The organism is Methylosinus sp. Ce-a6 (genome assembly GCF_009811655.1).
In the GTDB taxonomy this organism is placed as follows: Bacteria; Pseudomonadota; Alphaproteobacteria; order Rhizobiales; family Beijerinckiaceae; genus Methylosinus.
The window spans coordinates 1-12459 of record NZ_BGJX01000031.1 but is presented as its reverse complement, the minus strand read 5'-3'; the positions used below and the strand labels follow the sequence as shown (position 1 = coordinate 12459).

The window sequence follows — 12459 nt, the reverse complement described above, 5'->3', positions numbered from 1 at the left end:
CTCTCATGTCGCGCGCTCGACGCGGCCCGGAAAGACGCGCAGCAATTGCGCGCGGCCGTCGAGGGCGGCGAAGACCTCCGGATCGGCGCCCGTCATCCACACTTGTCCCCCGATGCGTGCGAGCTCGGCGTAGAGCGCCTCGCGCCGCAGCGGATCGAAATGGGCGGCGACCTCGTCGAGCAGCAGCAGCGGCGCGCGGCCGGTCGTCGCGGCGACGAGGCGGGCATGGGCGAGCACGAGGCCGGTCAGCAGCGCCTTCTGCTCGCCGGTGGAGCAGGCGCGCGCGGCCTCGTCCTTGGGGCCGTGGCGCACGGAAAGATCGCTCGCCTGCGTTCCTTCCAGCGTGCGGCCGGCGGCGGCGTCGCGCCGGCGCGAGGCGGCGAGCCGGGCGCGATAGCGGTCTTCGACGAGGAGAGCGGGCGCTTCGCCGAGCATTCGCTCGAGCTCGCCCTCGATCGCGACCTCTGCCCAGGGGAAGGGCGAATCGTCGTCGCGCTCGCGCGCGATCAAAGCGCGCAGCCGCAGAACCGTCTCGCCCCGCGCGGCGGCGACGGCGACCCCGAGCGCGGCGATCTCCCGCTCGGCGGCGTCGAGCCAGCGCGCGTCCGGCGTTTCTTCGGCGAGCAGGCGGTTGCGGTTGCGCAGCGCCCGCTCCAGCCTGGCGGCTCTCGCGCCGTGCTCGGCGTCGACGCTCAGCACGAGCCGATCTAGAAACCGCCGCCGATCGCCCGCCGGGCCGGCGAAGAGCCCGTCCATGGCGGGCGTGAGCCACAGCGGGCGGATGTGGTCGGCGAAAGCGCGGGCGGAGGAGACGGGCGCTCGGTCGATGCGAAAGCGCCGCGTCGCCCCCTGCTCGCCGCTCGCCGGCTCCAGCCCATGGCCGAGCTGCGTCACGACGCCATCGGCGCAAAGCTCGATCGAGACGGCGAAGCCGCCCGCGCCCTGGCGGCGCGCGCAATCGGCGAGCTCCGCGCCGCGCAGGCCCCGGCCCGCCGAGAACAGCGAGAGCGCCTCGAGAATATTGGTCTTGCCGGCGCCGTTCTCGCCGGAGAGCGCGACGAGCGGCGCCTCGATCGCGCAATCGAGCGCGGCGTAGGAGCGATAGTCGGCGAGCTGGAGCCGGCGCGCCATGGGGGCGAGAATCGGGGGATCGCTCGGCGTCATGCCGCACGCTTTGCCATGGTCGCGCGCGAAGGGCCAGAGTGAGGAGGGCCTCCGCTCCGCGCCACCGGTAGCTCGACCCGACTGGCGGGCTTTCGGCGAACGCCTGCCTTGTGCCCTTCTTCCTCTTTCACGAATGGCGATGCGGCGTCGTTCAGGGCCTTTTCAAAGACGTCGTCTCGCCGAGCGGCATCGCGCCCAGTCACAGACTCTGTTCGAGAACCTGCACCGATATCTCCGCTATTTGTTTCATCAAGGGTATCTGATCGAGCGGCAAATCCGAGGCGATGTCGCGTCCGACCAGAGCGAATTCCCGCCAGGGCGCGTGAGTCGCGATCTTGTCGCCCCGCATCGCGAGGGCCGAAAGCGCGCATTGCCGAGCCCAAAAGAGCCGTCGTTCGGGGAGAAAGGCCTGCATGAGCTTGGCGACGCGCGCTTTGGAGCCTTTGACCGGCAAAAGAATGTCCTCCAACGCATCGTCGGCTTCAAACCATTGATACATGAAATTGCTGTCCAGCACTTCGGCGTGCGCTCGGCGCACGGCGGCAGGATTCGTTTGTTCCGGAGGCAGATCGGCCAATAGGCTCGTTATGATTTCGATCGGCGAAGCATGATCTGGATGCACCGCGCCGAGGCCGAGACTCTCCACCGCCTCGACCAATTTGAACGGCGGCGGATTTCCAGAGGCGAGGTTGTCGGCGATCGCCAATGCCAACATCCGAGCAACGCAAGATAAATCCGTTTTCAACGTCGGCACCGACAACTTCATTTCATTGACGATATCGTCGATCTGCGATTTTGATAGGTCCGGAATGACCATGGCGTCGGCGACGCCGGCCGGCTTCATCATGACGCTCGCCAGCTGGTAGCGACGGCCGACGCGCTGCGTGACAAAGAAAGATCTCGCGCCCGAGCCGTCGCAGACCGAGGCATAGCACTCGATAAGTTTTGGCTGCGCCGTATCGGCCGGCGGCAGCGCCCTTGTGCGCATGGCTCTTATGGCCGCGTCGAGGTGGGTCTGTCGGGTCTGCGGCAGCCAAGGCCGCATGATGACGAGCCGTTGGACGAGCGAACTCTCGACTTGGGTCTCGGCGGCCGCGAGCGCTTCGGCCACGGATCGCGAGACGACCGCGTCGGGATGCAACACGAATCCGACGACGGCCCCGTCGATCGCGGCGTTCTTTGCGCCGATGAGTTCGCGCAACAGCCCGACGGTGGCCTCCGTCGGAAAGGCGACCAGAAAGGAATTCACGAGTTCATAGACGCCGAAGGCGTTTTGTCCGGTCTGTTCCGCCAATTCCGACAGCGAAGAGACGAGATCGCTTCCGGCTGCGTCGCACGCTTCCGGCGGCGCGTCATGTCGCATCGCGGAGACGGCCCGCTTCAAACTATCGGGAACGGTCAATCCTGCATCGGTAAAAATCTTGCCTATCATTATCAAATCGATAGATTGCAGCTTTTGCCCTTCGATTGAATTGTCCAGCATTTCGTAGATGGTTTTGATTTTTTTTCGGGCCTCCCTATCTCCTCCATTGGAGTCTACTTTGACATTGCTCAGGGCCTCGACAAGATCAGCCAAAAGTTCGTTTTTCTCGTCGTCATCGACATCGCCTCCCGCGCAGCCTTCCAGTAACTCGGCAAACAGATCGACAGGATCGTCCGAATCGAAAAATCCGGAGCCGAGACTCATTTCTTGCTGGATGGTCTGTCGCAACATGGCGACCACGTCTTCATCCATATTTTTCAACAGGTCCAAGATTGGGTTGACCTGCTTTCCACTTTTGCGAGCGGGTGCTTTTGCTTTTGCTTTTGCTTTTGGTGGCTTGTTGGCTTTCTTCGCTTTTTTCATCGGTCCGACCCGTCGATTCGCGCCCGTCTCTCACGATCTTTAACGAAAACGAAATAAGACGCCTACTCTCCATGCTGGGCCATTCAAAATGGAGCCCATCAACTGAATTTTGGCTGTCCCGCGCTCCTAGAGCCGAGCCGAGACGCCAATTGTCGATCCCCGAACGATGCGAAGGTCACTGGATCTGCCACGCGTCGAAGAATCGAACCACCCCCACCCCTCACGCCCGCCCGTGGACCTCCGCGCCGGCCAAGAGGCGCAGGCGGAGGCTGTCCATGTCGAAACCGGGCTCTCCATCGGCGCACTCGACGAGCGGCTCCGCGGCTGCGGCCTTCAGGAGATCGGGGTGGGCGAGCTCGCCGCCGGGGCTCGCCCAGCCGCGCAGCCCCGCATGGTTCTGCAGGCGCAGCAGGGCGGTGACGCGCAGATCGACGGCGACGGCGACGACGTCGGCGGTCTCGGACAGGCCGCGGCGCTCGAGCAGCTGGAACAGCCGGGCGGAGCGCGAGCCGGAGGACCATCGCTCCTCGGCGGGAAGCGAGCGCAGCATGTCCATGACCTCGCCGAGCAGATCGGCCGAGATCGGAATGCGATTCACCCTGTCCAAATAGTCCGACATCCTTTCCTCGCGCGCTCGCCCGCGAATATAGACCAAGGCGTCGCGACCGGATACGGCTTCGATGCCTGGACCAGAAACCGACCGCCGCGAGGCGCTCCCTTTCCGGGCCGGCTCGAAAGAGAGTATTCTGTCGCCCCCTCATCGCCAGCGGAGCCGTCCCGTGGCCGCCTCATCCGATCCGCAGAGCCTTTCCGGCAGGCGCATTCTGCTCGTCGTCGGCGGCGGCGTCGCCGCCTACAAGTCGCTGGAGCTCGTTCGTCGGCTGCGCGAGCGCGGGGCCTCGGTGCGCGCCGTGCTCACCGCCGCGGCCGCGCGTTTCGTCGCGCCGCTCTCCTTCGCGAGCCTCACCGGCGAGCGCGTCTTCGAGGATTTGTTCTCCCTCACCGACGAGCAGGAGATAGGCCATATCCGCCTCTCGCGCGAGGCCGATCTCATCGTCGTCGCGCCGGCGACGGCGCATCTTCTGGCGCGCATGGCGCAGGGGCTCGCCGACGATCTGGCGACGACGCTGCTGCTCGCCACCGACAAGCGGACGCTTCTCGCGCCGGCGATGAATCTGCGCATGTGGCTGCATCCGGCGACGCAGCGCAATGTCGCGACGCTGCGCGGCGACGGCGCGCTCTTCGTCGGGCCGGAGGAGGGCGAGATGGCCTGCGGCGAATATGGCCCTGGACGCATGGCCGAGCCGCTCGACATCGTCGCCGCCATAGAGGCGGCGCTGCGCCAGGACATGCGCGAGGACACGCGCCTATCGCTTCCCGGCGCCGCGGGGCCGCTCGCCGGGCGCCAGCTCGCCGGGCGCCATGTGCTCGTCACCTCGGGCCCGACGCGCGAGCCGATCGATCCGGCGCGCTACATCTCCAACCGCTCGTCCGGCAAGCAGGGTCATGCGATCGCGGCGGCGGCGGCGCGCGCCGGCGCGCGCGTCACTCTGGTGAGCGGCCCGGTCGAGATCGCCGATCCGCCGGGCGTCACGGCGCGCCATGTCGAGACGGCGCGGCAAATGCTCGCCGAGGTCGAGGCGGCGCTGCCGGCCGATATTTTCATCGGCGCCGCCGCCGTCGCCGATTGGCGGGTCGAGCCCGCCGCGGACAAGATCAAGAAAGGCCCCTCGCGCGAGCCGCCGACGCTCGTTCTGAGCGAGAATCCGGACATACTCGCGCACATCGCGCAACGGCGCGAGGGGCGGCCGGCGCTCGTCGTCGGCTTCGCCGCGGAGACGCGCGACGTGCTCGATCATGCGCGGGAAAAGCTCGCGCGCAAAGGCTGCGATCTCATCGTCGCCAATGACGTCGGCGCCGCGGGGAGCGTCTTCGGCGCGGACAGCAACGAGGTTCATCTCGTCTCGCGGGAGGGCGTCGAATCCTGGCCGCGGCTCGACAAAGCCGAGGTCGCGGCGCGGCTCGTGTCTCGCCTTTGCGAAAGATTCGCCGCCGGGGAGGCGAAGCGATGAAGGTCGCCATTCGTCGTCTTCCCCATGGCGAAGGCCTCGCTCTTCCGGCTTACGCCAGCGAAGGCGCCGCCGGCCTCGATCTTTGCGCCGCGCTCGCGCCGGGCGTGAAGCTCGTGCTCGAGCCCGGCGCGCGCGATCTGGTGCCGACGGGGCTCTCCATCGCTTTGCCGTCGGGCTTCGAGGCGCAAGTGCGGCCGCGCTCGGGGCTCGCGCTCGAATTCGGCGTGAGCGTGCTCAATTCTCCCGGCACCATCGACTGCGACTATCGCGGCGAGGTGAAGGTTCTGCTCGTCAATTTCGGCGCGCATCCTTTCGAGATTTCGCGCGGCATGCGCATCGCGCAGCTCGTGGTGGCGCGCTACGAGCGCGTCGAGCTCGTCGAGGCGGGTGAGGCGCTCGCGCAGACGGCGCGCGGGGCGGGCGGCTTCGGCTCGACCGGGACGGACGAAGGCGGCGCGCCGGGAGAGGGCGCTGGGCCGAGAGAGGGCGCTGGACGATGAGCCTGCTGCCGCGTCCTGCGCGTCTCGCCGTGCTGGCGGCGCTCGACATCGCGCTGCATTCGCGGTCGCGGCCGGTGTCGTCGCGGGCGCTGGCGGCGCGCCACGACCTGCCGCCGCGCCATCTCGAGAGCATGCTTCAGGCCATGGTGCGCGCGGGGATTTTGAAGAGCGTGCGCGGCCCGGCGGGCGGCTATGAGCTGGCGCGCGAGCGCCGCCGCCTCAATGTCGGCGAGATCGTGCGCGTCGCGCTTCGGGCGGAGGAGGGCGCCCTCGACGGGCAAGGGCCGCGTCTGCTGACGCTCGCGGTGGACCCGATCTTCGCCGACGCCGAGCGCCAGGCGCTCGCCAAGCTCGACACGATCACTCTGGACGAGCTGCACGGGCAGGCGGTCGCCGCCGGTCTCGCGGACATCGGAGCGGAAGGCGATTTCGACATTTGACGGCCGTGGCGGGGCTCCTGCATGGTCCTACAGGTCGAAGCGCCGTTCGTTTGCACGCGCGCAGGCTAAGCTGGCCCGCGCCGGCTCCGCTCGCCGAGCGAATCGAGGAAACAGGAGGCCGGCCTTGGATTACGAGACGATCGAAATCGAACGTCATGGACGCGTCGCGCTGCTGCGGCTCGACCGCCCCCGCGCGCTCAATGCGCTGAACGCCCGACTGATCGGCGAGATCGCCGACGCATTGACGCGTTTCGAGGCGGACCCGGAGATCTGCTGCGTGGTGCTGACCGGCTCGTCGGACGCCTTCGCCGCGGGCGCCGACATCAAGGAGCTGTGCGACAAGACCGTCGCCGAGGCCTATCTCGACGATTTCCTGTCGCGCTGGGACGGCGTGGCGCGCGCCAGAAAGCCGATCATCGCCGCGGTCGCCGGCTATGCGCTCGGCGGCGGCTGCGAGCTCGCCATGATGTGCGACTTCATCCTGGCCGCGGACACGGCCAAATTCGGCCAGCCCGAGATCAAACTCGGCGTCATTCCAGGCTCCGGCGGCACGCAGCGCCTCGTGCGCTCCATCGGCAAATCCAAGGCGATGGAGCTCGTTCTGACCGGACGGCTGATGGGCGCCGAAGAGGCCGAGCGCTGCGGCCTCGTCGCGCGAATCCTGCCCGCGGACAAGCTGCTCGAGGAGGCGTTGAAGACGGCGCAGACGATCGCGGCCCTGTCCCTGCCGGCGGTTCTCATGGCCAAAGAGGCCGTCGAGCGCGCCTATGAGACGCCTTTGTCCGAGGGCGTGCGCTTCGAGAGAAGATTGTTCTATTCCCTGTTCGCGACACACGATCAGAAGGAGGGCATGACCGCCTTCATCGAGAAGCGCCCGCCGCGTTTCGAGAATCGCTGAGGGCGAGCGCGCCGCCGCGCTGGCGTCCCGGCATTGACGAAATGGCGTCGGCGCGCGTATAAGGCCCGCGAACTGGCCGCGATTTCGCGGCCGCTTTGCTTTTTTGGGCGGCGACCCCGCCCACTCGCCTCGACCGTCGAAGGAACAAAGATGGCCAACACCAGCTCGGCCAAGAAGGCCGTCCGCAAGATCGCCCGGCGCACGGCCGTCAACCGCGCGCGCCGCAGCCAGCTGCGCACGCAGATGCGCAAGGTCGAGGAGGCGATCGCGAGCGGCGACGCCACGACGGCCGCCGCGGTGCTCAAGAGCGTCGCGCCGGTCGTCATGCGCGCCGCGCAGCACGGCGTCATTCATAAGAATACCGCATCGCGAAAAGTGTCTCGTCTGACCGCTCGCGTGAAGGCGCTGTCGGCCTGACCTTTCCTTGCGCATTTCGCGTGTTGCGAAAGCCCGGCTTCGCCGGGCTTTTTTGCGTTCTGCGTATCTCTCCTCGGTCCGCGAAAAAGCCGACTCCGCCAGTCCGCGTAGTGCGGGTTTTTTTTCACACGTTTTTCTTGTGCGCAGCGCAGATGGTTTAAATTCAGTTAATTGCGTTAAAGGCTCGCCGCGCCGCCAACGCTCGGCGCCCTTGACATCGAGTTTTGCGGCGGCGCGCGCCGGCGCCATGCGCAGATCGCTCTGCGGCGCCTCGAGCGGCGGTCGAATTTTCTGAGCGGCGAATCATGACTTTATCCGGGCGAAGAGGGAGGTTGCGGCGCGCATGCGGCGACGTTTCGCGCATTCTGCGGCTCGACGATCGTTGCGCGCGAAAAGGCCTGCGTGTAGGTTCAATGGCGTGGCGTGGCGTTGCGGAGCGACGTCGCTAAGACGGGGTGAGCGAGCGTATGTTGGCCTTCGGGTGACACTTTCTCTGCGACTGCCTGACGCGTTCCACGAATGCGTCGACCACACCACGAATGCATCGGCCGATTATTCCGCTGGGTGCGTTTCTGTCTGCGTATCTTCAGATCCGTTTGTTGGGGACCGCGTCGAGCTTTGGCTCTTCGCGGCTGTAGGGGTGATGTGATGGCTTTTGGGCGGCGAGCCGACACGAAAACGAGCGGCGACCGAGCGCAGCGCTATGACGCGCGGCGTCGCAGTCGGACGGAGGGCAGAAATCCGTTCGACCTCAGTGAGTGTTCCGTGGGGCCTCCTGTCGGGCTGTAAGCGTCCTCGAAGCGTCGATCGCGCTATCGATCGAAAACGACCGACCCATCTGTTTCACTGTGCCGACGCTGCCGAGGCGGCGCGCCTCGACTCGTCTTCTGCGCGAAAGAAAACCATGTCCGATAATAGCGATGACCAGTCGAATTCCAGCGAAATGTCGGCGGACGATCGGCAGAGGTGGGAGCGCGCGCGCGGACGTCTGCGCGCCGAGCTCGGCGAGGCTGTCTATAATTCCTGGTTCGCGCGTTTGGAGCTCGAGAGCGTGAAGGACGGCGCCGCGCTGCTGACGGTGCCGACGAAATTTCTGAAGAGTTGGATTCAGTCTCACTACGCGGATCGCATCCGCACGCGCCTCTGCGCGGAATTTTCCTCGCTCGAGCATATCGTCATCGACGTGCGCTCGCCGACGCGCCGCTCGCGTCCGCGCGACGCGGAGAGCGCCACGGCCGCCGCCGAGAAGGCGCAGCCGACGGCGCCCGCCGTCGATCGCATCGAGACTCAGCTCGTGAAGGCGCCCCTGCGCGCTCCGGCGCGCGCCGACGGCGAGTCTTTCGGCGGCTCGCCGCTCGACCGCCGTCTGTCTTTTTCGACCTTTCTCGTCGGTCCTTCGAACCAGCTCGCCTATGCGGCGGCCTGTCGCGTCGCCGACGCCCGCCCCGGCGAGCATCCGCTGTTCAATCCGCTCTACACACATGCGGCCGTCGGCCTCGGCAAGACGCATCTGCTGCAGGCGGTGGCGCGCTCGGCCAACGACAATAAGCGGCGCGTGCTCTATCTCACCGCCGAGAAATTCATGAGCGGTTTCGTCTCGGCGCTGTCGCAGCATTCGTCGATCGCCTTCAAGGAACGGCTGCGCAACATAGACGTGCTGATCATCGACGATGTGCAATTTCTGCAAGGCAAGTCGATCCAGCAGGAGTTCTGCCACACGCTGAACTCGCTCATCGACGCCGGCAAGCAGGTCGTCGTCGCCGCCGACCGACCGCCCTCCGATCTCGAGACGCTCGACGAGCGCGTGCTCTCGCGCTTCAAGGGCGGGCTCTGCGTCGACATCGGCCCGCTCGACGAGGAGCTGCGCGTCAAGATTTTGGAGGCGCGCATCGCCGCCGCGCATGAGGCGCAGCCCAGCTTTCACGTGCCGCCCGCGGTCGTCTCCTATATCGCCAAGACGATCGTCACCAATGGCCGCGATCTCGAAGGCGCCGTCAATCGCCTGCTCGCCCATTCGACGCTGAATGGCGCGCCCCTCTGCGTCGAGACGGCGGAGACCGCCATTCGCGATCTCGTGCGCAGCGCCGAGCCCAAGCGCGTCAAGATCGACGACATTCAGAAGCTCGTCGCCAGCCACTACAATATTTCGCGCGCGGATATTCTCTCCTCGCGCCGCACCGCCAATGTCGTGCGCCCGCGGCAGATCGCAATGTATCTCTCCAAGGTGCTGACGCTGCGTTCCCTGCCCGAGATCGGCCGGCGCTTCGGCGGACGCGATCACACGACCGTGCTGCACGCCGTGCGCAAGGTCGAGGAGCTCGCCTCCAAGGACAAGAGCCTGTCCGAGGTCATCGAGCTCTTGAAGCGAATGCTCGCCGAGTGATCGATCGGGCCGCTGGCGGACAGAAGCGAGCCTGAAGGCTCGCATCGACCGCGCGCTCAGCGCGGCCGCCACATGCGCGCGTCGGGCTCGATCGGATAGGCGGCGTCCCATTCCGCGAGCTTGCGCTGATAGAGCGCGTGATAGTCGGCGTCGCTCAGAAGCTCCATTTTCTCGAGATCGAGCTCGAGCCCGATCTGGTGGTAAAGCTCGAGATTGCGCAAGTCCGGCCGCGGCAATTCGCCTTTTTCGTAATCGCTCCACATGCCGCGATAGAGCCCCTCGAGCGCGCCGACGAGACGCGGCGTGTCGAAGAGCAGCGACGTGTCGCGCGCTCTCGTGAGCTTGTCGCGGACGCCCGCGAGCTTGCGCCTGTCCTTGCCGAGCTCTATGGCCAGCGCGACATAATCCTCCGCCGACGCGCAGGCGAGCTCGCCGACGCCGGCGGCGCGCACGAGGCTCGCGCAGACGCGCGAGGCGAAGCTGCGGCCCGGAAAAGTGATAATCGGCACGCCCATCCACAGCGAGTCCGCGGCCGTCGTATGGGCGCCATAGGGGAAATTGTCGAGGAAGAGATCGGCGAGCGGATAGCGCGCGAGATGCTGCGGATTGGGCATTTTCTCGGCGAAGACGATCCGCTCCGGCGCGACGCCGCGCTTTCTCGCCTCCTCCCGCACCCGCGCATTGGTCTGTTCCGTTCCGGTCAGCAGCCACAGCACGCTTTCGGGAACCGCCGTCAATATGCGCGCCCAGCGGTCGAAGGTCAGAGCGGTGAGCTTCTGCATGCCGTTGAGCGAGCAATAGACGAAGGCGTTTTCCGGCAGCCCCGCCTCGGCGCGCGTCGGGCGGTTCGGCGCGACGACGCGCTTGCGGTCATTGGGCTGGTAGCAGGGCAGCCGCACGACCTTCTCGGAATAATAGATCTCCGATCCTTCCGGAATGATCACCGGATCGGCGATGATATAGTGATGGTAGGGGCTGCCCATGGCGCCGGGAAAGCCGAACCAGTTGACGATGACGGGCGCGGGCCGCAGCGAGAAGACCTTGGTGCGCGCATCCTTGGTGTAGCCGTTGAGATCGACGAGAATGTCGATCTCGTCCTCGGCGATTTTGCGCGCCGCCGACTCGTCGTCCATTCCATTGATGTCGGTCCAGCGATCGACGGCGGCGACGATGCGCTCGCGCGTCGGATCATTGCGCGCGATCCCGCAATAATAGGCGTGGATTTCGAAATGCGCGCGGTCGTGCGTCTCCAGCACATCCGTCATGGCGAAGCCGACTGCGTGCTCGCGCAGATCGGAGGAGACATAGCCGATGCGCAGCTTGTCGCCGGAGCGCCTCCGTTTCGCCTCCGACGGCGGCAGACGCCGCTCGGGACGGCCGATCGCGCGCTTCTCATAGTGATGCGCCTTGGCGAGCTGGAACATCGGATCGTCGGCGTGATTGGCGAGCGACAGCGACGAGATTCCATTGGCGAGATCGGCGACGCTCACGCGCTCGGAGGGCAGGACCACCGGCCATTTGCATTGGCGCTGGCGCAGCGCGATCCAATGCTGGACGACCTCCTGCCGCTTGGGGTCGACCTCGAGAATCTGCCGCAATGCGTCTTCCGCCGCCTCGTCCTTGTTGAGGCTCTCGAGCACGCGTCCGGTCTGCTGCAACGCGCTCAGCTTGTGAGCGACCGATTCGCCATTGATCGCCGAGGTCCGCTCGACCAGCGCCATCCATTGCGTGACGGCCGCGCCGACCTGACCCGAATCCTCGAGCAGTCGGCCGAGATTAATGTAGGGCGGCTGGAAATCCGGCTGGATGCGGATCGCCTCGCGCAGCGCATTGATCGCGCCGGGGCGGTCGCCCGACTCGGCGAGCGCGGTCGCATAGTTGAAATAGGCCGCATAGACGATCGGATCGTCAGAATTGAAGGCGATCCAATGCTTATAGAGCTCGGCGCTCCTTTGCTCGAGCCCCGCCGCTTTGAGCTGCGCGGCGACCGTAAACAGATCGCCGATGCTCAGCTTGCGCGCGAAGGATTTTTCGATCGCATTTTTGAACAGCGCGCGGGCGGACTCCGATTCGTTCGGCTGAATAGGCATGTCGACGTCCATTCGAGAGGGCGGCGCCCGAGCGATCCCGCCCGAAGCGCCGTTGCGGACGCGTGACCGAGGTCATCGCGTCTCGCGCCTCCCGCCGTCAGCCGATGAGAGACACGAGCGCGATAGCTTGATCCACGGACATTGCCTGAATCTGGGTCGTCGTGAAGGCGTGGCCCTGGGTCGTCGACAAAGCGGATATTTCCGTCGTCGTCAGTCCGGCGATGGCGGTCGTCGTCAGCGCCGGAATGCCTGTCGTGGCGGTCAAGGCCGTGAAATTCGTCGTGCTGAGCGCGGCGACCTGCGTCCTGGTGAGGCCTGCGACCTGAGCGCCGGTCAGATCGTTTATCTCCGTCGTCGTCAGCGAATTGATCGAGGCGGCCGAGAGGGCGCCGATCTGCGCCGAGGTCAGACCCGCGACCTGCGTCGTCGACAGATTGCCGACCGCCGTCGCGTCCAGTCCAGCGATCTGGCTCGTCGAGAAATCGCCCGCGTCGATGGCGTCGAGATAGGCCGCCGAGAGGGCGTCCAGTTGCGTCGCGGTGAGGCCGCGCACCTGGGTCGCGGTGAGGTCGGTGACCTGGGTGGTGGAGAGATTGGCGAAGGCGGTGGTGGTGAGCTTGCCGATCTGGGTGGCGGTCAATCCGGCGAG

10 protein-coding genes and 1 pseudogene are annotated in these 12459 nt (G+C 66.3%); 6 read left to right on the top strand and 5 right to left on the bottom strand.

The window, feature by feature from the left end; all coding sequences use genetic code 11:
- Nucleotides 1-3: 3 nt before the first annotated feature.
- The 3 genes from recF to Mspo_RS15755 all read right to left on the bottom strand — a co-directional run bounded on the left by recF (nt 4) and on the right by Mspo_RS15755 (nt 3629).
- The gene (gene recF, locus Mspo_RS15765; protein WP_201281724.1) at nt 4-1164 is read right to left on the bottom strand and encodes a DNA replication/repair protein RecF; all 1161 of its coding nucleotides are present in this window, start codon (nt 1162-1164) and stop codon (nt 4-6) included.
- A 199-nt stretch (nt 1165-1363) separates the two neighbouring features.
- Nucleotides 1364-3010 carry a hypothetical protein gene (locus tag Mspo_RS15760; protein ID WP_159731381.1) on the bottom strand — a complete coding sequence of 549 codons (1647 nt, stop codon included), beginning with the start codon at nt 3008-3010 and terminating at the stop codon, nt 1364-1366.
- Nucleotides 3011-3230: 220 nt separating this feature from the next.
- Nucleotides 3231-3629, bottom strand: a complete 399-nt coding sequence (locus Mspo_RS15755) for a hypothetical protein (protein WP_159731379.1) — start codon at nt 3627-3629, stop codon at nt 3231-3233.
- A gap of 160 nt (nt 3630-3789) precedes the next feature.
- Between Mspo_RS15755 and coaBC the strand changes: the two genes are divergently transcribed.
- From coaBC to dnaA, 6 genes are all read left to right on the top strand, one after another.
- Nucleotides 3790-5082 (top strand): bifunctional phosphopantothenoylcysteine decarboxylase/phosphopantothenate--cysteine ligase CoaBC, encoded by a 1293-nt coding sequence (gene coaBC / locus Mspo_RS15750; RefSeq protein ID WP_244613485.1) that lies wholly within the window; start codon nt 3790-3792, stop codon nt 5080-5082.
- Nucleotides 5079-5582, top strand: coding sequence for a dUTP diphosphatase (dut, locus tag Mspo_RS15745; protein ID WP_159731375.1), 504 nt, complete (start codon nt 5079-5081; stop codon nt 5580-5582). Before coaBC ends, dut begins: the two co-directional genes overlap by 4 nt.
- The gene (locus tag Mspo_RS15740) at nt 5579-6022 is read left to right on the top strand and encodes an Rrf2 family transcriptional regulator (RefSeq protein ID WP_159731373.1); all 444 of its coding nucleotides are present in this window, start codon (nt 5579-5581) and stop codon (nt 6020-6022) included. Before dut ends, Mspo_RS15740 begins: the two co-directional genes overlap by 4 nt.
- A gap of 124 nt (nt 6023-6146) precedes the next feature.
- Nucleotides 6147-6920 carry an enoyl-CoA hydratase gene (locus Mspo_RS15735; protein ID WP_159731371.1) on the top strand — a complete coding sequence of 258 codons (774 nt, stop codon included), beginning with the start codon at nt 6147-6149 and terminating at the stop codon, nt 6918-6920.
- Nucleotides 6921-7070: 150 nt separating this feature from the next.
- Nucleotides 7071-7337, top strand: a complete 267-nt coding sequence (rpsT, locus tag Mspo_RS15730; protein ID WP_159731369.1) for a 30S ribosomal protein S20 — start codon at nt 7071-7073, stop codon at nt 7335-7337.
- A gap of 904 nt (nt 7338-8241) precedes the next feature.
- A complete protein-coding gene (gene dnaA / locus Mspo_RS15725) occupies nt 8242-9720 on the top strand; it encodes a chromosomal replication initiator protein DnaA (protein ID WP_159731367.1) in 1479 nt (492 codons plus the stop codon).
- A 56-nt stretch (nt 9721-9776) separates the two neighbouring features.
- On the opposite strand, the gene Mspo_RS15720 is transcribed toward dnaA, so the two are convergent.
- Together Mspo_RS15720 and Mspo_RS15715 are read right to left on the bottom strand one after the other, a co-directional pair.
- Nucleotides 9777-11810 (bottom strand): glycosyl transferase, encoded by a 2034-nt coding sequence (locus Mspo_RS15720; protein ID WP_244613484.1) that lies wholly within the window; start codon nt 11808-11810, stop codon nt 9777-9779.
- 97 nt (nt 11811-11907) lie between these two features.
- Nucleotides 11908-12459 (bottom strand): annotated as a pseudogene (locus tag Mspo_RS15715) (hypothetical protein); the annotation flags it as partial.

Bases quoted from the DNA above. Each gene is read 5' to 3' on its own strand.
- Mspo_RS15720 (WP_244613484.1), bottom strand. From the start codon at position 11,810: ATGCCTATTCAGCCGAACGAATCGGAGTCCGCCCGCGCGCTGTTCAAA.
- Mspo_RS15740 (WP_159731373.1), top strand. From the start codon at position 5,579: ATGAGCCTGCTGCCGCGTCCTGCGCGTCTCGCCGTGCTGGCGGCGCTC.
- Mspo_RS15755 (WP_159731379.1), bottom strand. From the start codon at position 3,629: ATGTCGGACTATTTGGACAGGGTGAATCGCATTCCGATCTCGGCCGAT.
- recF (WP_201281724.1), bottom strand. From the start codon at position 1,164: ATGACGCCGAGCGATCCCCCGATTCTCGCCCCCATGGCGCGCCGGCTC.
- dut (WP_159731375.1), top strand. From the start codon at position 5,079: ATGAAGGTCGCCATTCGTCGTCTTCCCCATGGCGAAGGCCTCGCTCTT.
- dnaA (WP_159731367.1), top strand. From the start codon at position 8,242: ATGTCCGATAATAGCGATGACCAGTCGAATTCCAGCGAAATGTCGGCG.
- rpsT (WP_159731369.1), top strand. From the start codon at position 7,071: ATGGCCAACACCAGCTCGGCCAAGAAGGCCGTCCGCAAGATCGCCCGG.
- Mspo_RS15760 (WP_159731381.1), bottom strand. From the start codon at position 3,010: ATGAAAAAAGCGAAGAAAGCCAACAAGCCACCAAAAGCAAAAGCAAAA.